The sequence below is a fragment of the Variovorax sp. GW821-FHT09D04 genome (assembly GCF_059416405.1).
In genome coordinates, this window is record NZ_JBWKPA010000006.1 from 269,537 (window position 1) to 289,417 (window position 19,881).

Genomic DNA, 19,881 nt, shown 5'->3' on the forward strand with positions numbered 1-19,881 from the left:
CCTGATTCACATGCTCCACTTCCTGTTGCGCCGCGGACTGGCCACCGCGCCCGTGCTCCTGATCGTGGCCGTCATCGTCTTCCTGCTGCTGCGCATGACCCCCGGCGACCCCGCGGCGGCCATTGCCGGCGACGCGGCCAGTGCGCAGGACATCGCACGCATCCGCGCCCAGTTGGGCCTGGACGCATCGATCGTGACGCAGTTCGTGCACTGGCTCGGCCAGGTGCTGCGCGGCGACCTCGGCTACTCGTTCTTCTACCGGATGCGCGTGACCGACCTGATCGGCCAGCGCCTGGAGCCCACGCTCTCGGTGGCGGCGGTGACGGTGGTGCTCACGGTGCTGATCGCCGTGCCGCTGGGCGTGCTCGCGGCCTCGCGGCGCGGCGGCCGGCTCGACCGCTTCATCATGGGCGCCTCGGTGCTCGGCTTCTCGGTGCCGGTGTTCGTGGCCGGCTACGTGATGATCTGGCTGTTCTCGATGCAGCTCGGCTGGCTGCCCTCGCAGGGCTACCAGCGCATCGGCGACGGCGTGGGCCCGTGGCTGCGCCACCTGGCGCTGCCCTGCGTCACGCTGGCCGTGATGTACGCGGCGCTCATCGCGCGGGTCACGCGCGCGGCGGTGTCGGAGGCGCTCACCGAAGACTACGTGCGCACCGCGCGCGCCAAGGGCATCGCCGAGTGGCGCATGCTGCTGCGCCACGCGCTGGCCAACGCGGCCGTGCCGATCGCCACTGTCATCGGCCTGAGCGTGGCGGGCCTGATCGGCGGCGTGGTGGTCACCGAGACGATCTACGCGATCCCCGGCCTGGGCCAGCTCACGGTGGACGCCGTGCTCTCGCGCGACTACCCGCTGATCCAGGCGATCACCCTCTTCTTCTCGCTCGTCTACGTGGTGGTCAACCTGCTGGTGGACCTGAGCTACCTGCTGCTCGATCCGCGCATCCGGTACTGACCTTCCTTCGAAAGCCCCACCATGACTTCGATCTCCCTGCGCGACGACGCGCCTGCCTCTGCCGCGGTTCCTCCCGCCGCACCCCGGGCCCCAGCCCGCTCGCTGCTGCGCCGCCTGCTCGCCAACGGCGGCGTGCGCATCGGCGGCGTCCTGCTGGCCGCGATGCTGCTGCTGGCAGTGGCCGCGCCCTGGCTCGGCACCATCGACCCGAACGCGATGGACCCCGCGAACTCGCACCTGCCGCCCGGCGCGCGCGCCGAGTTCACCACGCTGGCGGGCGACAGCTTCGATCGCTTCTTTCCGCTGGGCACCGACAGCATGGGGCGCGACCTGTGGAGCCGCACGGCCTACGGGGCGCGCATCTCGCTGTCGGTGGGCGTGGCGGTGGCGCTGGGCTCGGTCGCGTTCGGCCTCATGGTGGGCATGGTGGCGGGCTACTTCCGGCGCCTGGACGGCGTGATCATGCGGGTGATGGACGGGATGATGGCCATCCCCGGCATCCTGTTCGCGATCGTGCTGGTGGCGGTGTGGCGGCCCAGCCTGCTCACGGTGATCCTGGCCATCGTCGTGCCCGAGACGCCGCGCGTGGCGCGGCTGGTGCGCTCGGTGGTGCTGTCGGTGCGCGAGGAGCCGTACGTGGAAGCGGCCGTCGCGCTCGACACGCCGACCTGGAAGTTGATGCTGCGCCACATCCTGCCCAACACGGTGGCGCCGCTGATCGTGCAGGGCACCTTCATCTGCGCGGCGGCGATGCTGGTGGAGGCCGTGATGTCGTTCCTGGGCATCGGCCTGCCGTCCGAAGTGCCGACCTGGGGGAACATCATGTCCGAAGGCCGCACGCACTTCACCTCGCACCCCTCGACCGTGCTGCTGCCCGGCCTCTTCCTGGCGCTCACGGTGCTGGCCGTGAACATGCTCGGCGACGGCCTGCGCGACGCACTCGATCCCAAGTTCAAGGCACGCGGAGGCTGAGCATGACATCCACCCCTTCCACAACCTCCGCCGCGTCCTGCCTCGTGGTGCGCGACCTCGCCATCGACCTGCCCGCCGGCGCCGACCGCGCACACGCGGTGCACGGCATCTCGTTCGACGTCATGCCCGGCCAGGTCGTGTGCCTGCTGGGTGAATCGGGCTCCGGCAAGTCGGTCATCGCGCAGGCCGCGATGGGCCTGCTGCCCGCGTCCTTGCGGCCCTCGGCCGGGCGCATCGAGGTGCAGGGCGAGGACGTGCTCGCGGCCAGCCCGGCGCGGCTGCGCGCCCTGCGCGGCGCGCGCATGGCGATGGTGTTCCAGGAACCGATGACCGCGCTCAATCCGGTGATGCGCTGCGGCGCGCAGGTCGACGAGATCCTGGCCGAGCACACGACGCTGGGCGCCGCCGCGCGCCGCGAGCGCGTGCTGGCCATCTTCGAGCGCGTGCGGCTGCCCGAGCCCCAGCGCATCTACGACGCCTACCCGCATCAGCTCTCGGGCGGGCAGCGCCAGCGCATCGTGATCGCCATCGCGCTGATCCTGCGCCCGGCCCTGCTGATCTGCGACGAGCCCACCACCGCGCTCGACGTGACCACGCAGGCCGAGATCCTCGCGCTCATCCGCGAGATGCAGCAGGAGAACGGCACCGCCGTGCTGTTCATCACGCACGACTTCGGTGTGGTGGCGGACATCGCCGACCAGGTGGTGGTGCTGCAGCTGGGCCGGCAGGTCGAGAGCGGCCCGAAGGACGAAGTGCTGCGCCGCCCGAAGGAGGCCTACACGCGCATGCTGCTCGACGCGGTGCCGCGGCTGGCGCCCGTGCTGCGCGCGCCCATCGGCGCCCAGGCGCCGCTGCTCGATGCGCGCGGCGTGGGCAAGGTCTACCGCACGGGCAGCTGGCCCGGCAAGCGCCGCACGGTGCATGCGGCGGCCGACGTGTCGCTGAAGCTGCATGCGGGCGAGACGGTCGGCATCGTGGGCGAATCGGGCTCGGGCAAGTCGACCGTGGCGCGCTGCATCGCGCGGCTGATCGAGCCGACCGACGGCGACATCCGCGTGCCGGGCATCGAGGGCTCGCGCGGCGCACAGCGCTCGGCGTTCCGGCGCATGGTGCAGGTCGTGTTCCAGGACCCGAACCGCTCGCTCAACCCGCGCCGCACGGTGGGCCAGTCGATCGTCGAGGGGCCGGTGAATTTCGGCGTGTCGCACGCCAAGGCCTGGCAGCGCGCCGAGGAGTTGATGGCGCTGGTGCGGCTGCAGCCCGAGGTGCTGCACCGCTACCCGAGCGAGTTCTCGGGCGGCCAGCGCCAGCGGCTGTGCATTGCGCGCGCGCTGGCCTGCGAGCCGCGCGTGCTGATCGCCGACGAAGCTGTGTCGGCGCTCGACGTGTCGGTACAGGACCAGATATTGAAGCTGCTCGCGGAGATCCAGCAGCGGCTGTCGATCGGCATCCTGTTCATCACCCACGACTTGCGCGTGGCCAGCCAGATCTGCGACCGCCTGATCGTGATGCACAAGGGCCGCATCGTCGAGCAAGGCAGCGCGCACGACGTGCTGCTGTCGCCGCGCGAGGCCTACACGCGCACGCTGCTGGCCGCGGCGCCGGGCCAGGGCTATGCGTTCGGGGGCGGCTGAGCGCCGTCCTCTTCCTCTCTTTCAACCCACCTTCATCCCACCACCCAAAGAAGAAACGAAGACATGACCACACCCCTGTACGAACTCAGTGCCCTCCAGTTGCTCGAACGCTACCGTGACCGCGCCTTGTCGCCGGTCGAGGTGACGCAGGCCGTGCTTGCGCGCATCGAGCGCTGGGAGCCGCACATCCACGCCACCTACGGGCTGGACGCCGAAGCCGCGCTGGCCTCGGCGCGCGCCTCCGAGGCACGCTGGGCCCAGGGCAAGCCGCAGGGCGATCTCGACGGCGTGCCGGTCACGCTGAAGGAGAACATCGCCACGCGCGGCACGCCCACGCCGATCGGCAGCGCCGCCACCGTGCTGGCGCCCGCCGCGGCCGACGCCCCCGCCGCCGCGCGCCTGCGCGAAGCCGGCGCGGTGATCGTGACCAAGACGACGATGCCCGACTTCGGCTTTCTCGGCGCCGCGCCGTCGAGCTTCCACGCGCTCACGCGCAACCCGTGGGACCTGGGGCGCAACACCGGCGGCTCGAGCTCGGGCGCCGGCGCCGCGGCTGCCGCGGGCTACGGCCCGCTGCACCTGGGCACCGACATCGGCGGCTCGGTGCGCATTCCGGCCAGCTTCTGCGGCGTGTTCGGCCTCAAGCCCAGCCACGGCCGCATCCCGGTCGACCCGCCCGCCGCGGCGCGCGTGATCGGCCCCATGACGCGCACCGTGGCCGACGCCGCGCTCTTGATGCAGGTGGTGACGCGCCCCGACGCGCGCGACTACATGAGCCTGCCGCCGAACGACTTCGCATGGCAGCGCCTCGAGCGCAACGTGAAGGGCCTGCGCATCGGCCTGTGGACCGAGACCATGGGCGGCTGGCCCATCGATGCGGAAGTCAAAGAGGCGGTGCTGGCCGCGGCGCGCCTGTTCGAGCAGGCCGGCGCCATCGTCGAGCCGCTGGCCGACTGGACCACGCTGGACATGCGCATGGGCATGGCCCACTTCTTCACGATGCGCTGCCGCGTCGACCTGGCCGCGATGCCGCCCGAACGCGCGAAGCTCGCGGCCGGCTACATCCACCAGGCGGCGGAGTTCGCCGCCTCGCTCACGCCCGAAGACACCTTCCGCGCCTTCACGCGCATGCAGGCCTTGCGCGCGGCCACCGTGGCGGCCACGCAGCCCTTCGACTACGTGCTGTCGCCGGTGTCGCCGGTGCTGCCGTTCGCGGCGGAGGCCATCAACAGCGGCTCGGAAAACCTGCTGAAGGACTCGCACTTCACGTCGGTGTTCAACCAGTCGGAACAGCCGGCCGCCTCGATCAACTGCGGCCATGCGAAAAATGGCCTGCCGATCGGCCTGCAGATCGCGGGGCGCCGCTTCGACGACCTGGGCGTGCTGCAGATGGCGCGCTTCTACGAATCGGTGCGTCCGGCACAGGCGCGCTGGCCTGAACCGGCCTGACCGGGCTGGGTCAGGCGAATCAGTCCGGCGCGTTCATCACGCGGTCGAACTCTTCGTCGGCCGGCACGTTGTCGGCATCGAGCTCGCTGGCATCGGTGAGGTCGATGCCCGTTTCGTCCGACAGGTCGTCGGACGCATCGGCTTCGAGTTCGTCGAAGTCGTCGGCAGGCGTGCTGTCGTCATCGTCGTCTTCGGACGACGAGGCGGAGCGCGCGGTGGCATCGGCTTGGGGCGTCATGATCGAATTCCTCGGCAGATGAGTAAACGGCCCTCTATGGTGCGCCTGTTTTGCCCCTTGCGGTGGATCGACGGGCTGACGTCGGTGTCGGAAAGTTTCCCGTCACCGCAGGCTGCAGGCGCGTGCCGTCGTCAGTCTTTGTGGACGTGGCCGTGCTCGCCGTGCCCTTCATCGTGGCCATGCTCATGGCCATGCTCGCCGTGCGCGAGCCGGCTCACGAGCGTGACCAGCAGGATGCCCGCCGCGAGCCACGCGATCTGCGCCGCGGTCTGGCGCGCGGGCAGGCGCTTCTGCAGCTGCGGAATCAGGTCGGCCAGCGCCACGTAGACGAAGCTGCTGCCCGCCAGCACCAGGAAGTACGGCAGCCAGCCGTGCAGCTGGTCGACCAGCCACCAGCCCGCGATGCCGCCGAGCATGGTCATCGTGCCCGCGAGCGACACCTTCACCAGCGCCGCGCGCGAGTTGGCCGAGCTCTGGCGCAGCACGACGAGGTCGCCGATGTGGTGCGGCACTTCGTGCGCGAGCACGGCCAGCGCGGCCACGAGGCCCAGGCGGATGTCGGCCACGAAGGCCGAGGCGATCAGGATGCCGTCGCCGAAGCAGTGCACGCTGTCGCCGGTGAGCACGGCCCAGCCGCCGCCGCCCGTGGTGGGTGGGTGGTGGTGGGCGTGGCCGTGTGAATGACCGTGATCGTGGCCGTGGTGATCGTGCGCTTCGCCCTTGGCGGGTGCGACGTCGCCATGGTGGTGCTCATGCCCGTGGTGCCACAGCTCGGCCTTGTCGAGCAGGAAGAAGAACACCAGCCCGAACAGCAGCACCGCGAACAGCAGCGCAGGCTCGATGCGGCTTTCGAAGGCCTCGGGCAGCAGGTGCATGAAGGCGGTGGCCAGCAGCGCGCCGGCCGCCAGGCTCAGCAGGTGCTGCGGGTTCACGCCACCGCCGCCGCTGCGCACGCCCACGCGCAGCAGCAGGGCCGCGAGCCAGACGCTTCCGATGCCGGCGACCAGGGTCGCCACGAGGATTACTATCAAATTCATAGCTGCTTGCGCAAGAGGGACGGCCGGTACGGCCTTGTTCCGTTCATAAAAAGAGAAAGGCCGTCACTTCGGACGGCCTTCGGCGGCAGGTGGCTACGGGCGCCGTCTTCGGTCAGGCGACACCATTGGCTTTGAACCAGGCCGTTGCACGCTGCCAGCCGTCGTCCGCGGCGCTCTTGAGGTAGCTAGGGCGGTAGTCGGCGTGGAACGCGTGGCCTGCTTCGGGGTACACGACGAAGCTCGATGCCTTGGCCGCTGCAGTTCCAGTGGCCAGAGCAGCTTTCATCTTATCAACCGTGTCAAGGGGGATGCCCTGGTCTTTTCCGCCGTACAGGCCGAGCACCGGCGCCTGCAGGCTGGCGGCGATGTCGACGGGGTGTTTCGGCTGCAGTTCGCTGGCCTGCCCCACCAGCCGGCCGTACCAGGCCACGCCGGCCTTGACCTTGCCGGTGGCCGCATACAGCCACACGATGCGCCCGCCCCAGCAGAAGCCGGTGATGCCGGCCTTGCTCGTGTCGCCGCCGTTGGCCTTGGCCCATGCCAGTGCGCCGTCGAGGTCGGCCATGACCTGCGCGTCGGGCACCTTGGTGACGATGTCGGCCTGCAGCTTGGGAATGTCGGTGTAGCCGCGCGGATCGCCCTGGCGCGCGTACAGCTCGGGCGCGATGGCCAGGTAGCCCAGCTCGGCGAAGCGGCGGCAGGTGTCGGCGATGTACTCGTGCACGCCGAAGATTTCCTGGATCACCAGCACCACCGGCAGCCCGGTCTTGCCAGCCGGCGCCGCGGCATAGGCAGGCACCCCGAAGCCGTTGACGGTGTACTTGATGGGGCCGGCCTTCAGGCCGTCGGCCGGGGTGGCGATGGCCGTCTGCGCGGCCACCGGCAGCACGGCGGCGGCGTAGCCGACACCGAGGGCGGCCTTGAGCGCGGTGCGGCGCGTGGCCCCCTGCTCGGTGCTGTCGCCAGGGCGCAGCGAATCGAATTCGGAACGGTTGTCGTCGAAGGAGGTCATGCAAGGGCTCCGGTTGAATCGTCTGACAAGGGGGTGTGGCGTAGAAAAACGCACGCCGCAATGTAGGCGAAATCGGTCCGGGCCGTATGACCGGACCGTAAAGCAGCTGGGCCGCTTCGGGCTGCGGTCAGGTGCCGTAGGCCCGCCGTGCCAGCGCCTCGGCCAGCACCTGCGCCGGGTCGACGAGGCGCAGCCCCGCCACCGCGGCCGAGCCCTGCAGGCCCAGCGGCACCTCGGTGCAGCCCATGATGATCGTGACCGGGCCGTGCCGTTCGGCCAGCCGCAGCGCGACCTCGGAGAAGCAGCGTTCGGCCAGCGGCAGGTTGCCGGCCTTCACGCCGTCGAAGATGCCGCGCATGATGGTCTGGCGCTCGTCGGCCGATGGCACGTGGCAGCCCAGGCCGGCCTCTGCCAGCGCCTGCTCGTACAGCCGCACGCGGTAGGTGCCTTCGGTGGCCATCAGCGCGACCTCGCTCGCGCCCTGCGCGGCCAGGTGCTGCGCGGTCTCGCGCGCCATGTGCAGCAGCTCGACCTGCGGAAAGCGCTCCTGCAGGTTGGCGTGCCACGCATGCGCGGTGTTGCAGGCGATGGCCACGGCGCGGCTGCCCAGCGCGGCCAGACGGCCCAGCGCCTGCAGCATCGGTTCGAGCGGCTGGTGCGCGCCCTGCGCGTCGGAGGCCAGCGCGCCGGTGCGATCGGGCACCGGCACCTGCGCCAGCCAGTGTTCGGGAAAGGACTGGTCGCGCACCGGCTCGCCGCGCGCACGCATCTGCTGCGCGCAGGCCTGCACGAAGAGCCGGACGAAGTCGGCGCCCGCCGCGGGGCCCATGCCCCCGAGGATGCCGACGACCTGTGTGGCTGCGACCATGTCTTTTCTCTTTCGCTCTCTCTGTGCGATCAGGTCGCTGGTTTGTCGCTGAAGGCCTTGAGGTTCTCTTTCAGCTGGTCGCTCATCGGCAGGTTCAGCGGCACGTTCTTCGGCGGGATCGGCTGCATGAACCACTTGGTGTAGAGCTTCTCGAACTCGCCGCTCTTCATCATCGCGGTGAAGGTGTCGTCCACCAGCTTCTTGAAGGCCGGGTCGTCCTTGGGCAGCATGCAGGCGTAGGGCTCGACCTGCAGCGACTCGCCCACCACTTCGTAGTCGGCCGGGTTCTTCGAGTTGGCGATGAGGCCGAACAGCAGGATGTCGTCCATGGCGAAGGCCACGGCGCGATCGCTCTCGACCAGCAGGAACGCGTCGGCGTGGTCCTTGCCGAGCACGATGTTCATGTCGAGGTTCTTCTCGGTGTTGTACTTGCGCATGACCAGCGCGTTGGTGGTGCCGGTGGTGCTGGCCACGGTCTTCTTCGCCAGGTCGGCGTAGTCCTTGATCTTGGAAGACTTCTTCGTCAACAGGCGCGTGCCCGTGTAGAAGTGGTTCACCGCAAAGGCCACGTCCTTGCCGCGCGCGGTGTTGTTGGTGGTGGAGCCGCACTCCAGGTCGATGGTGCCGTTGGTGATCAGCGGGATGCGGTTCTGCGAAGTGACCGCCATCAGCGAGACCTGCAGGTTGGGCTTGTTCAACTTCTTCTTCACCGCCTCGACCACGGCGTTGGAGAGTTCCACCGAGAACCCGATCGGCTTGTTGGGACCGTCCAGGTAGCTGAAGGGCACCGACGACTCGCGGTAGGCGAGCGAGATCTTGCCGGACTCGGCGATCTTGGCGAGCGTGTCGGCAGCCTGTGCGGCCGGTGCAGTGAAGAGGACCGCGGCAGCCAGGGACGCCATCAAAACGGAGAGTTTCATTCGAGCCTTCATCGGTTGGATTGAACAGACAGCCAGTGTAAGAAGGAGTGACACATCGGGACAATTCCAATTAACCCCGGGGTCATGCCCAAAGGTTATGGGCTGGGTTCTTTTGGCATTTCCGGGCACGGCGAGGGGCCTCTACAGTCGCACGCTGTCTCTTCTGTTCCCTTTCTTCTTCACTTCCGGAAAGTTGCCCCCATGCATGTGTGCGTGCTCGGCGCCGGCATCGTGGGCCTGGCGACCGCCTGGCAACTCGAGCGCCAGGGCCACCAGGTCACGGTGATCGACCGCGCGGCGCCCGGCGCGGGCGCCAGCGGCGGCAACGGCGCGCAGCTGAGCTACTCGTATGTGCAGCCGCTGGCCGATCCGTCGATCTGGACGCAGCTGCCCAAGCTGCTGTTCTCCCCCACTTCGCCGCTGAAGCTGCGCCCGCAGCTCGACCCGCTGCAATGGCGCTGGGGCCTGGCCTTCCTGGCCGCGTGCAACGCCGCGACCTCGCGCGACACCACCGCGCAGCTGCTGGCGCTGGCGGCCGCGAGCCGCACGGGCTTCGAGGCCATGCAGGCCGACATCGCGCCCGACTGCGATTTCTCCGCCACGGGCAAGCTGGTGCTCTACGCGAGCGCGGCGTCGCTCGAAGGGGCGAGCGCACAGGTCGAACTGCAGCGCACCCTGGGCAGCGAGCAGCGCATCGTCACGCCCGACGAGTGCGTGGCCATCGAGCCCGCGCTCGCGGACTACCGCGGCCAGATGGCGGGCGCGGTCCACACGCCGAGCGAGTGCGCGGCCGACTGCCTCAAGGTGTGCGCCGAACTGATGCGCGCACTGAGCGCGCGCGGCGTGCACTTCATGCTCGGTGCCGACGTGCACGGCTTTGCGCGCAGCGAGGGCCGTGTCGCCGCCGTGCAGACCAGCGAAGGCGACATCGAAGCCGATGCCTTCGTGATGGCGCTGGGTTCGGCCTCGCACAAGCTCGGTCGCGCGCTCGGCGCTTACCTGCCGGTGTACCCGCTCAAGGGCTACAGCATCACGGTCGACGTCGACCCCGCGCCCGGTGCGGCGCCGCGCGTGAACGTGACCGACAGCGCGCGCAAGGTCGTCTTCGCGCGCATCGGCTCGCGCCTGCGCGTGGCCGGCATGGCCGAGCTCGTGGGACACGACGCAAGCATTCCGGCCACGCGCATCGAGACGCTGGCCGACGCCACGCGCGCCGTGTTCCCGCGCGCCAGCCGGCTCGCCGAACTGCACCCCTGGACCGGCATGCGCCCCGCCACGCCGAAGGGCCTGCCGATCATCGGGCGGCTGCCGCACGCGCCGTCGAACATGCTGTTCAACACCGGCCACGGCGCGTTGGGGTTCACGCTGGCCTTCGGCTCGGCGCAGCGGATCGCGCAGGCGCTGGACGCGGCCCCGTCGCACTCTTGAGCTTGCGGCCCAGGCGCCGCCAGCCGATCACCACGCCGGTCAGGCTCAGCAGCGCACCGCCCGCGCTGAGCGCGACCAGCAGCACGTCCCACAGCGGACGGTGCGCGAGCAGCGGCAGCCAGTCCCAGCTGTGCAGCATCGCGAACAGCCAGCGGCTCCACCGGCGCGTGCTGTCGCTGCGGCCGAGCACGGCGCCGGTCTGCGGATCGACGTGGACCCAGGTGGCGTGCGCGTCGGCGAACACCACGCGCCAGACGGGCAGCGGCTTCTCGCTGCCGCCGGTCATGGTGTGCGCTTCGCGCGTGTAGTAGTGGCTGTCGTAGGCGGTGAGCACGTCGATGCGCGCGACCGCGTCGGGCAGCAGCTGCGCGACGGCGGTGCGCAGCGCCTCTGGGTCGATCTGCCGAGGCTGCGCGCTGGCGGCGTCGCGCACCAATGGGCGGCCACTCGCGGTGCTGGCCAGCACCAGCGTCTGCCCCGCCGCGCGCACCCAGCGCAGTTCGCGGATGTCGCCACGCGTGGAAGCCAGCAATGCGGCGGGCGCCGCATCGCCAGCGCCCACCCCGAGCGGCCCGCCCTGCATCGCCGCCATGCGCAATGCCGGCGCGCCGCTGTCGAACACGCGCCAGGGGTTCATCGACATCAGTCCGCTGAAGATCCACGTCAGCGTGACGAGCGCGAACAGCAGCCCGCTGATGTGATGCCAGCGCATCATGAAGCCCTGGTATGGCGAGTGCGAGCCGCTCTTGTAGGTGCGCCGGAAGCGCCAGCGCATCACGCCCACCACCGTGCCCGTGAGCGTGACGGCGATGCCGACGATCGACAGCCAGTTGACGATGTCGGCCCAGTAGCGGTCCAGGCCCGTGCCGCGCAGCGGGTACAGCCAGTGGATCCACGCGCCGGCATAGTTCCACAAACGCTCGGCACGCGGCGCGTCGCGCACCACCTCGCCGGTCCGGCCCGAGATGTACAGCCGCGTGGCCTGCGCATCGGCCAGGTCGACCACATGCAGCGGGCGGTGCGCGTCGAGCCCCCGCGAATGGGTGAAGGCGTCTTCGTCGATGGTGCCCCGGTACTGGAGCACCACGCCCTCGCCACCATAGGCCTGTGCGCTGATGAGTGCGCGGGCGCGGTCGACCTGGCGCAGCACGGCGCCGGTCTGCGCATCGACGACGACCACGCCGCGCCCCGGTGGTGATCGGCGCGCGCCGGATTCGGCCGCGCTCGCCGGCACCGCGAGGTACACCGCCTGCCCGCCGCTGGCCACGGCCAGCCGCAGGTCCTGCAACGGCCCTGTGATACCAGCCGCATCGAGCGCCTGTCGCGGTCCCAGCAAGGGCGTCGACGCATCGAGCGGCGGCAGGTGCTGCAAACGCTCGGCCTCGGTGAGCTTGGGGTAGCCCACATACATCATCACCACGCCCGAGACGAACCACATCGCGAAGAAGGCGCAGACGACCACGCCGAGCCAGCGGTGGACCAGGAACAACCAGCGTTTGGCATGCATGGCGGCGCTCCTTCAGTTCAGAAGCTCACGCGCACCGACACATCGGCCGTGCGCGGCGCGCCGAGGTAGGCGAAGCCGGCACCGACGTTCGCGGCGTACACGCGGTCGGTCGCGTTGCGCACGCGCCCCACCAGCGTGACGTTGCGGTTCACCTGCCAGCTCAGCCCGAGGTCGAGCAGCGTGTAACCCGGCCAGTGCATCGTGTTGGCCGCATCGGCATACACCTTGCCCACATGCCGCACGCCCGCCGTGGCCTGCAGGCGCGGCGTGATGGCGTACGACACCCAGAGGTTCGCGACCACCGCCGGCGTGTTGGTCGGCGTGCGGCCCGCGAGCGACACGCCGCCCTGGCGGAACTGCTCGTAGCGCGCATCGACGTACGTGAGGTTGCCCTGCAGCGACCACTGCGGCGTGGGCTGCAGCCCAAGCGCCAGCTCCACGCCCTTGGACGACTGCTCGCCGACCAGCACCGTGAGCGCGCTGTTGGCCGGGTCTTGCGTCGCGATGTTGGTGCGGCGGATGCTGTAGGCCGCGAGCGTGGCCGTGCCCTTGCCCCGCCAGAAGTCGAGCTTGGTGCCGACCTCGACCTGCCGGCCGGTGGTGAGCTCGCTGTTGTTGCGCACATCGGCGAACGAGGCGGTCGAGAGCACGCCCGACGGCGGATCGGCCGCCGTGGCGTACTGCGCGTACAGGTTGGCGCCGGGCGCGAAGTCCCACACCAGGCCGATGCGGCCGGTGGTGGGCCGGTAGCCGCGATGGAAGGTGGCCGGGTTCGCCGCGTCCACGGTGCGGCGGTTGACCAGGTCGAGGTCGATGCGCTCGTGACGCAGCGCCGTCACGAGGTGCAGCGATGGCTGCAGCGCGGTGCGGTTCTCCAGGTACAGCGCGGTGGTCCGTACCTTGTTGTCGCGGTCGGGGCGAAAGCCCGGCGTCATGCCCGGCACGTCGAAGAAGCGCTCGGTGGCGAAGGCGTACGGATTCACCGTGCTCACGGTGCCGGGCAGGCTGTTGGGAAAACGCGTCTGCCGGTTCACGCTGAAGTCCAGCCCGAAGGACCAGTCGCTCTTCAGCCCGCCGAGCTGGCCCTTGTAGATGCCTTCAATGCGGTTGCCCCACACGTCCTGGTCGTGCCGCTGCAGCAAGGCGCCCGAGCGGATGACGGCCGTGTTGCGCGCGTTGTAGCGGTAGTTCTCGACGTTGCGGTAGTCGCGCAGCGCGTCGTAGGCATAGAAGGTGTTCTTGAACTGCAGCGCGTCGCTGGCCTGCCATTCGGTGACCGAGCGCAGCCACTGCACGCGCTGCGCATAGAGGCCGTCGGCGCTGTTGTAGTTCTGGAAGCGTGTGCTGCGGTCGATGCGCATCTCGCCGCCCGCCGGGTTCAGCACCGGCGTGCCCCAGTAGGGCCGCGTGACGTCTTCGTCCTGGTACTCGTAGGCAAGCGTGTGCTTCAGGCCGCCGCCGAAGTCCGACAGCAGCGAGGCCGCGAGCTGCGTCGACTTGCTCTTGGTGCCGTCGGTCCAGCCGTTGGCGTCGCGGTGGTTCACGTCGATGCGCGCGTAGTGGCTGCCCGCGCCGCCGTCGCCGGCGATGCGGCGGTTCAATCCGAACGAAGCCTCCTTCAGGTTCTGCGTACCGACACGCAGCTGCGCTTCGGCGAAGTCGCTGCGCTCGGGCGTCTTGGTGATGTAGTTGATCGAGCCGCCCAGCGCACCCGAGCCGAACAGGAAGCTCGACGGGCCGCCGATGGCTTCGACGCGGTCGTAGATCCAGCTGTCGACCGGGCGCGCCGCGATCGAATACTGCAGGTTGATGCCGTTGAACAGCTGCGCGATCGAGCCACTGCCAAAGCCACGGTAGCTCACGCCGACGTTGCCGGGCGCGTCGTGCGCGGTCACGCCGGGCACGGCGCGCAGCGCCTCCTGCGTGTTCTGCGCGCCGCGCGCATCGAGCACCGCGCGGTTCACCACCGTGATGGAAGCGGGCGTCTCGCGCGGCGTGAGGCCCAGGCGGCTCGCGGTGTCGGCGGGCGTGTCAAGGTCGAGCCGGCCGTTGGGGCGCGGGGCATCGTCGGCCACCTCGATCGGGGGCAGCGAAGACACGGCGGTCTGGGCATGAGCAGGCGCATGGACGGCGCCGAACAAGGCAAGCAGCCCCAAAGCGGGGGCACGGGAAAGGGTGGGCATGGCATCTCTCTTGCGACGGCGCTGGCGAAAACAATGAAGCGCAGCGCCGGCCGCACAACGACCGGGAACGCACCGCGCGGCCCGTTCAGGCGGCGTCAGGTGCAGGAACGACGAAGCTCAGGAGAGATGCGTGGGCGGCCCGCGCGCCGGCAGCGGCGAGGCCGTGGCTGCCGCAAGGCGGGCAGCGGGAATCGATTGCAGCGCGCGGCCCAGCGGCAGCGGCGTGGGCAGCGTCACCTGCACGGCGGCGGGCGGCGGACCGGAGACCATGCACAGCGGGCAGTCCATCGCCGCCATGCCGACTTCGGTGGCGCCGTCGTCGCCCTGCACGATGAGCTTGACGGTGCCCGCGGCGGAACACACGAGTTCCATCGCCTGCGGGTTCACGAGCGGCGATGCGCCCGCGACCAGCAGCGACGCCATGAACCACGCCAGCACCAGTCGGTGCATTGCGCAGAAGGTTCGAAGGGCGTGCATGGGCGCGGATTATGGCGCGAGGCGAATGCCCCGCATCTTTCTCAGGCGGTCTGCTCGATGGCCTCGCGCATGCAGCGCGTGATGCCGCGCACCGCCACCGAATCGGGCCGGCCCGCGAAACGCAGCGCGCGCACCGGCACCGGAATGTGCGGCTCCAGCGTCAGCACGTCGACCTTGGCACGGTCGGCCGAGCGCGCCGTGCAGCCGTCGACCAGCGCCACGCCCAGTCCGTGGTGCGCCATGGCCAGCGCCGCGTGGTAGGTCTGCACCGTGACCACGGCCTGCTGGAAACCCACGCCCGCCTGCCGGCAGGCCTGGCTCAGGCTGGTGCCGACCGGGTCGCGGCCGTCCAGGCCGATCACCGGGCGGTCGATGAGGTCGTGCAGGGCCACCGAGCCGTTGCGCACCAGCGCGCGCGGCAGCATGCCCTTGGGCGCGACGCACACCATGCGGCTGTCGGCCAGGGTCTCCTGCGTGAGCGAGGGATGCACCGCGGGGCTGAAGGCAAAGCCCACATCGGCCTCCTGCAGCAGCAGCGCCGACATGATCTGCGGCGAGTGCAGCGACTCGACTGTGATCGCATAGCCCGGATGCATCTCGCGAAAGGCCTTGAGCGCGCGCGGCAGGATTTCGTAGCTCAGCGCGAGCACGCTGAGGATGCGCAGCTCGCCCGTGTCGTTGCCCGCGCGCAGGTTCGCCGCCAGCCGCTGCACCTCGTCGAGCTGCGCGAACAGCCGCTCGATGTGCGGGTACAGCGTGAGCGCCTCGGTGGTCGGCGTGAGCCGCCCCTTGGCGCGCTGGAACAGCGGGAAGCCCAGCTGCAGCTCGGCATGCTGCAGCGTGCGGCTCACGGCCGGCTGCGTGATGTTGATGAGCCGCGCGGCCGCGCTCACGCTGCCCGCGAGCATGATCGCGTTGAAGACCTCGATGTGGCGCAGCCGCATGGCCGACAGCGGTCAGTGGCGGTCAGCGGACGGTGGTCTTGCCGGTGGCGATGTCCATCACCATTCGCACGCCCAGGTACAGGCGCGGCTCGATGGAGTCGATCAGCACGTACTCCGCGTCGGCCGTGTGCGCGCCGAAGCCTTGCAGGCCGAAGCGTTCGATGACCGGCGCCTTGGTCTTGAGCGAGGCGAACGCCGCGTCGGTGCCGCCACCGGCCGCCTTGTCGTCGGCGCCCAGCGGGCGGCCCAGCTCGTCCTTGTAGATGGCCTGCGCGTGCTTGGCCAGCGCGCGCGACGCGTCGGTGGCCTCGAGCGGCGGACGGCGGCGTTCGAACTTCAGCTCGACCTTGGCGTCAGGCACCAGCTGCTTCTTCACGCGCTCGTTCACCTGCTGCTCGATGCGGTCGTAGTCGGCCACCTTGAGCACGCGCACGTCGGCGCCCGCCGTGGCGCTGGCCGGGATCACGTTGCGGTTGGTGCCCGACTTGGAGATGGTCCAGTTCATCTTCAGGCCCGTGGACGGGTCGGACAGGTCGCGCATCTGCAGGATCTGATGCGACAGCTCGTACAGCGCGTTCACGCCCAGTTCGGGCGCGGAGCCCGCGTGCGAGGCCTTGCCCGCCACGTTCAGCGTGACCGAGGCAATGCCCGCGGTGGCCAGCGAGAGCTTGTCGTCCTTGATCGACGCACCCTCGAACGACAGCACCGCATCGTGCTCGCCGCCGAGCTTGGTGAGCAGCGCGCGCGAACCCGGCGAGCTGATTTCCTCGTCGCCGTTGATCAGCACGGTGAGCGTGCCGTAGTCCTTGAATTTCAGCGCCTGCAACATCGACACCAGGTGCGTGATGACGGCCACGCCCTGCTTGTCGTCGGCGATGCCCAGGCCGTAGGCCTTGTCGCCGTCGACGCGGAACGGCTGCTTGTTGAGCATGCCCACGGTGTAGACCGTGTCCATGTGCGCGATGAGCATGATCTTCTTCGTGCCCGTGCCCTTGAAGGTGGCGCGCACCACGCGGCCGATTTTTTCGGGCGTGTCTTCCATGCGGTAGGCGTCGGCGCTCGGGTCGATGAGCTCCACTTCGCCGCCCAGCGCCTTGAACTTGGCGGCGATGAGGTCGGAGATTTTCTCGAGGCCTTCGATGTCGCGGCTGCCCGACTCGATGGAGACCAGCTCCTTCAGCGTCTCGAGCAGGGCGGGCTTTTCCTTGGCGGCCAGCGCGGCGATGCGGGCATCGGGGGCAGCGGAAGCGGTGCCGAGGAAGGCCGCGCAGACGGCGGCGAGCAGGAAGGTGCGGGGCTGGAGTTTCATGGGCGTGTTTCTTCTTTCTGTCGTTTGTCTCTTGGGGATCGTGCGAAGGAGGATCAGTGGGCCTTGTCCCAGTTGGGACCGACGCCGATCTCGGCGAGCAGAGGCACCTTGAGCGCCGCCACGCCGGCCATCAGGCGCGGGATTTCGGTGCGCACCCATTCGACCTCGGCCTCGGGCACTTCGAACACCAGTTCGTCGTGCACCTGCATGATCATCCTGGTGGCGCGCTTCTCTTCGTCAAGCACGTTCTGTACCTTGACCATGCTGAGCTTGATGAGGTCGGCCGCCGTGCCCTGCATCGGCGCATTGATGGCCTGGCGCTCGGCCGCCTTCTTGCGGGGGCCGTTGCCGCCGTTGATCTCGCTCAGGTAGAGGCGCCGGCCGAACACGGTCTCGACGTAGGTGTGCTCGCGCGCGAACTCCACGATCTGGTCCATGTAGGTCTTCACGCCCGGGTAGCGCGCAAAGTAGCGATCGATGTACGAGGCCGCGGCCTTGGTCTCGATGCCCAGGTTCTTCGCCAGGCCGAAGCTGCTCATGCCGTAGATGAGCCCGAAGTTGATGACCTTGGCATAGCGGCGCTGCTCGCTGGACACCTGGTCGGGCGTGGTTCCGAACACCTCGGCGGCCGTGGCGCGGTGCACGTCGACGCCGTCGGTGAAGGCACGCAGCAGTGACTCGTCGCCGCTGATGTGGGCCATGATGCGCAGCTCGATCTGCGAGTAGTCGGCGCTGGCGATCACGCTGCCCGCCGGCGCCACGAAGGCCTCGCGCACGCGGCGGCCTTCGGGCGTGCGGATCGGGATGTTCTGCAGGTTGGGGTCGTTGCTGCTCAGGCGACCCGTGACGGCCACGGCCTGCGCATAGTGCGTGTGCACGCGGCCGGTGCGCGGGTTGGCCAGCTGGCCGAGCTTGTCGGTGTAGGTGCCCTTGAGCTTCGAGAGGCCGCGGTGCTCGAGGATCTTGGCGGGCAGCGGATAGTCTTCGGCCAGCTTCTCGAGCACTTCTTCGTCGGTGCTGGGCGCGCCGCTCGGCGTCTTCTTGACCACGGGCAGGCCCAGCTTGGTGAAGAAGATTTCGCCGATCTGCTTGGGCGAACCGAGGTTGAAGGGCTGGCCCGCGATGTCGTAGGCCTCCTGCTCCAGCGCCATGATGCGCGTGCCCAGGTCGTGGCTCTGCGCGGCCAGCGTGGGCGCATCGATCAGCACGCCGTTGCGTTCGATGCGGTACAGCGCCTCGCTCGAATCCATTTCGAGCTGGTAGATGTAGGCCAGCTTTTCTTCCTTCTGCAGCAGGGGCCACAGCGTGCGGTGCACGTCGAGTGTCTGGTCGCTGTCTTCGCACGAGTACTCGGCGGCCTTGGCGATGTCGACCTGGCTGAACGGGATCTGGTGCGCGCCCTTGCCGCACAGGTCTTCATAGGAAATGCCGCTGCGCCCCAGGTGGCGCTCGGCCAGGGACGACAGGCCGTGCGGCTTGTTCACTTCGAGCACGTAGCTTTGCAGCATGGTGTCGTGCGCGTAGCCCTGCACCTCGATGCCGTGGTTGGCGAACACATGGCGGTCGTACTTGATGTGCTGGCCGAGCTTTTTCTTGTCGGCGTTCTCGAGCCAGGGCTTGAGCCTGGCGAGCACCTCGTCGATGGGCAGCTGCGCGGGCGCGTCGGGGTAGTTGTGCGTGAGCGGAATGTAGGCCGCTTCGCCCGGCGTGACGCTGAAGCTGATGCCCACGATCTGCGCGACCATTTCGTCGAGCGAGGTGGTCTCGGTGTCGATGGCCGTGAGTTCGGCGGCCTCGAGCTTGGCGAGCCAGGCGTCGAACTGCGCCCACTCCATGATCGTGTCGTACTTCAGGTTGCTCGCGGGCGCGGCGGCCTCTTGCGCCTCCAGCTCGGAAGGCTCGTCGAACAGGCCGCCCTGGTCGCGGTCGGCCTTGGCGGCGGCCTTCTTCTTCGCGTTCTCTTCGATCAGCTCAGGCGGCACCTCTTGGGCTTCGAGCGACTTCACCAGGCTCTTGAAACCGAACTTCTCGTAGAAGGGCTTCAGCTCGGCCGTCTGCGGCGCGCCGACGGGCAGGCCTTCGAGCGAGGGCAGGCCTTCGACAAAGCCGTTCAGGTCGCAATCGGTGCGGATGGTGACGAGGCGCTTGCTCAGCGGCAGCTTGTCGAGCGCCTGGCGCAGGTTTTCGCCGGCGGCGCCCTTCACTTCGGCGGCGCGTTCGACCAGTGCATCGAGCGAGCCGTATTCGAGCAGCCACTTGGCGGCCGTCTTGGGGCCGACCTTGGGCACGCCGGGCACGTTGTCGACCGTGTCGCCGATGAGCGTCTGGTAGTCGACCATGAGACTGGGCGGCACGCCGAACTCGGCCGTCACGCCGGCGATGTCGCGCTTCTTGCCGTTCATCGTGTCGATGATGGTGATGTGCTCGTCGACCAGCTGGCTCAGGTCCTTGTCGCCGCTGGAGACGATCACCTCGACGCCCTGCGCGGCCGCCACCTTGGCGAGCGTGCCGATCACGTCGTCGGCCTCGACCTCGGGCACGGTGATCACCGGCCAGCCCAGCAGCTTGACCACTTCGTGGATGGGGTCGATCTGGCTGCGCAGGTCGTCGGGCATCGGCGAGCGGTTGGCCTTGTACTCGGGGTACCAGTCGTCGCGGAAAGTCTTGCCGGGGGCGTCGAAGATGCAGGCAGCGTAGTCGGCGCGCACCTCGCGGCGCAGCGCGGTCATCATGTTGATCATTCCGCGAATGGCCCCGGTGGCCGGGCTCTTCGGGTCGCCGGGCACGGCGCGCAGATCGGGCATCGCGTGGAAGGCCCGGTACAGGTAGCTCGAGCCATCGACGAGCAGCAGCGTTTTCTTGTCGGTCATCGGGGCATTTTGCCGTGCCCGGACCGGCGTCCGGAACGACACCAGGGTCGGCTGGCGGCCGACACGCCGCCAGCGGGTGCA

General features: G+C 69.3%; 16 protein-coding genes. 5 read left to right on the forward strand and 11 right to left on the reverse strand.

Annotation, left to right across the window (positions count from 1 at the left end; all coding sequences use genetic code 11):
• The first annotated feature begins 10 nt into the window (after positions 1-10).
• The 4 genes from AC07O4_RS20115 to AC07O4_RS20130 all read left to right on the forward strand — a co-directional run bounded on the left by AC07O4_RS20115 (position 11) and on the right by AC07O4_RS20130 (position 5,007).
• Positions 11-952, forward strand: coding sequence for an ABC transporter permease (locus tag AC07O4_RS20115; RefSeq protein WP_062468895.1), 942 nt, complete (start codon positions 11-13; stop codon positions 950-952).
• Positions 953-973: 21 nt separating this feature from the next.
• Positions 974-1,924, forward strand: coding sequence for an ABC transporter permease (locus AC07O4_RS20120; protein ID WP_495305446.1), 951 nt, complete (start codon positions 974-976; stop codon positions 1,922-1,924).
• A 2-nt stretch (positions 1,925-1,926) separates the two neighbouring features.
• The gene (locus AC07O4_RS20125) at positions 1,927-3,558 is read left to right on the forward strand and encodes a dipeptide ABC transporter ATP-binding protein (protein WP_495305447.1); all 1,632 of its coding nucleotides are present in this window, start codon (positions 1,927-1,929) and stop codon (positions 3,556-3,558) included.
• A gap of 63 nt (positions 3,559-3,621) precedes the next feature.
• Positions 3,622-5,007: an amidase gene (locus tag AC07O4_RS20130; RefSeq protein ID WP_159274566.1), complete on the forward strand. Its 1,386-nt coding sequence runs from the start codon at positions 3,622-3,624 to the stop codon at positions 5,005-5,007.
• A gap of 19 nt (positions 5,008-5,026) precedes the next feature.
• On the opposite strand, the gene AC07O4_RS20135 is transcribed toward AC07O4_RS20130, so the two are convergent.
• From AC07O4_RS20135 to AC07O4_RS20155, 5 genes are all read right to left on the reverse strand, one after another.
• Entirely contained in the window at positions 5,027-5,245 is a 219-nt protein-coding gene (locus tag AC07O4_RS20135) for a hypothetical protein (protein WP_062468907.1), read from the reverse strand.
• 131 nt (positions 5,246-5,376) lie between these two features.
• Positions 5,377-6,282, reverse strand: a complete 906-nt coding sequence (locus tag AC07O4_RS20140; RefSeq protein WP_390345637.1) for a ZIP family metal transporter — start codon at positions 6,280-6,282, stop codon at positions 5,377-5,379.
• 112 nt (positions 6,283-6,394) lie between these two features.
• On the reverse strand, positions 6,395-7,294 hold the full coding sequence (locus AC07O4_RS20145) for a dienelactone hydrolase family protein (protein ID WP_495305448.1): 900 nt from the start codon (positions 7,292-7,294) through the stop codon (positions 6,395-6,397).
• Positions 7,295-7,421: 127 nt separating this feature from the next.
• Positions 7,422-8,162 (reverse strand): aspartate/glutamate racemase family protein, encoded by a 741-nt coding sequence (locus tag AC07O4_RS20150; RefSeq protein WP_307584776.1) that lies wholly within the window; start codon positions 8,160-8,162, stop codon positions 7,422-7,424.
• A 29-nt stretch (positions 8,163-8,191) separates the two neighbouring features.
• Positions 8,192-9,082, reverse strand: coding sequence for a transporter substrate-binding domain-containing protein (locus AC07O4_RS20155; RefSeq protein ID WP_062468917.1), 891 nt, complete (start codon positions 9,080-9,082; stop codon positions 8,192-8,194).
• Between the two features lie 201 nt (positions 9,083-9,283).
• Here AC07O4_RS20155 and AC07O4_RS20160 point away from each other — a divergent pair, with 201 nt between their 5' ends.
• Entirely contained in the window at positions 9,284-10,510 is a 1,227-nt protein-coding gene (locus AC07O4_RS20160) for a D-amino acid dehydrogenase (RefSeq protein ID WP_495305449.1), read from the forward strand.
• Here the strand turns inward: AC07O4_RS20160 and AC07O4_RS20165 are convergent.
• The 6 genes from AC07O4_RS20165 to polA all read right to left on the reverse strand — a co-directional run bounded on the left by AC07O4_RS20165 (position 10,443) and on the right by polA (position 19,800).
• Positions 10,443-12,017 carry a PepSY domain-containing protein gene (locus AC07O4_RS20165; RefSeq protein WP_495305450.1) on the reverse strand — a complete coding sequence of 525 codons (1,575 nt, stop codon included), beginning with the start codon at positions 12,015-12,017 and terminating at the stop codon, positions 10,443-10,445. The two genes, AC07O4_RS20160 and AC07O4_RS20165, sit on opposite strands and share 68 nt — an antisense overlap.
• Positions 12,018-12,034: 17 nt before the next feature.
• Complete coding sequence (locus tag AC07O4_RS20170; RefSeq protein WP_495305451.1) at positions 12,035-14,200, reverse strand: TonB-dependent receptor; 2,166 nt, start codon at positions 14,198-14,200, stop codon at positions 12,035-12,037.
• Positions 14,201-14,317: 117 nt separating this feature from the next.
• Positions 14,318-14,677: a hypothetical protein gene (locus tag AC07O4_RS20175; protein WP_119555953.1), complete on the reverse strand. Its 360-nt coding sequence runs from the start codon at positions 14,675-14,677 to the stop codon at positions 14,318-14,320.
• A gap of 41 nt (positions 14,678-14,718) precedes the next feature.
• Positions 14,719-15,621: a LysR family transcriptional regulator gene (locus AC07O4_RS20180; protein WP_062468929.1), complete on the reverse strand. Its 903-nt coding sequence runs from the start codon at positions 15,619-15,621 to the stop codon at positions 14,719-14,721.
• Positions 15,622-15,643: 22 nt separating this feature from the next.
• Positions 15,644-16,930, reverse strand: coding sequence for a M20/M25/M40 family metallo-hydrolase (locus AC07O4_RS20185; protein ID WP_095946818.1), 1,287 nt, complete (start codon positions 16,928-16,930; stop codon positions 15,644-15,646).
• 53 nt (positions 16,931-16,983) lie between these two features.
• Positions 16,984-19,800 carry a DNA polymerase I gene (polA, locus tag AC07O4_RS20190; RefSeq protein ID WP_495305452.1) on the reverse strand — a complete coding sequence of 939 codons (2,817 nt, stop codon included), beginning with the start codon at positions 19,798-19,800 and terminating at the stop codon, positions 16,984-16,986.
• Positions 19,801-19,881 lie beyond the last annotated feature (81 nt).